Origin of the sequence: Zooshikella harenae (genome assembly GCF_018837975.1) — a bacterium.
Lineage (GTDB): Bacteria > Pseudomonadota > Gammaproteobacteria > Pseudomonadales > Zooshikellaceae > Zooshikella > Zooshikella harenae.
Map to the genome: position 1 here is coordinate 1 of NZ_JAGSOY010000265.1, position 1,147 is coordinate 1,147.

The 1,147-nt window shown below is 43.8% G+C and carries 1 protein-coding gene; it reads right to left on the bottom strand.

Features of this window, described 5'->3' with window-relative positions:
• Positions 1 to 82: 82 nt before the first annotated feature.
• On the bottom strand, positions 83 to 1,147 hold a 1,065-nt coding region (locus KCG35_RS25505), incomplete at its 5' end, for a hypothetical protein (RefSeq protein WP_215822662.1).

The window sequence follows — 1,147 nt, forward strand, 5'->3', positions numbered from 1 at the left end:
AAAAGCAGCTATAAGCCAGTACTGGCAAGGCATATGGCCAGATTAGCCATATACCCCAGATATCACCCAATATACCCCAAAACTAGGCCGCTCGATAAAAGTACTTAGTTTCGCTATCCTGAACAATCAAGTCTTCTTTAAGCAGTAAGTTAAAATAACGGTCTGCTGTTCGGGTACCTAGCTTATAGTCTTTAATCATTTGACGTTTGCTTATAGGCTCCCCTTCCTTCAACGCTATCACTTCTTTTTTTATCTTTTCATACTTCGAGTTGCTACTATTGATGCTGACAACATTTTCATGTTGTTCCATATCTTTTGGTTTATGGCCACCCTCTTCTTGCTGACACTCGATGCTGCTATCTTCCTGTTGGCAAGGGGTAGCAGTGGGTGGCACTTTTTCAGTTTCAGGGGTGGCAGTTTCTAAAAGTGCAACTGTTGTGCTTTCTTCATCATCAACAGTGGTGTCACTCTCAATACTATTTGGCTTGCTTTCATAATCACGGCGGAAGTCGTTTTCTTCACGCAATAAGCAAATAAAGAAGCTAGCGACTAGATCAAGCAACACCGCTAAAAGTATGAATACATAAACTTGGACTATATCTTTGTCTTTACTCACAGCCGTGGCGATAGCACCCAGTAGTGCCGTCATTGGCGTTTCTTGTGCAACACCTAGTGTACTGATTTTGTCTTGTATCGTTGCGGCTTTTGCTCTCAGTGCTTCATTGCGTTGCTGCAGGGGCTGCGCATAGTTCTTTATACGATTTAAAGCAATGTACTTATCTATAGCCTTTTGATTCTCAGCCACTTCATCAAGCAGCAACTGACGTTCTTCAATCAATGCCACTCGTTGCTGTTCAGATTTTTCAATACTGGCTTGCACGCGCTGGGTGTCACTCTGCAGGCCACCAATTGAGCCAAGTATGCTTGCTGCTGCCAGCGTAACAAAAAGAAGAGTGGCACCCATGACACCCGTCCAATCTTTGCGCTTTTTGCGTCGTGCAATCTCAGGTAGCGCAACAAACTTTGCTAATTCAAACGTGATAGCAAGCCCAGCGAACATAAGACTGTAGTAGTAATTTTCTGAAATAGAGGCAAAGAGTAGCACTGAAAGTGCAACACTTAGTGCCACTGACAGGGTGGCACCCAT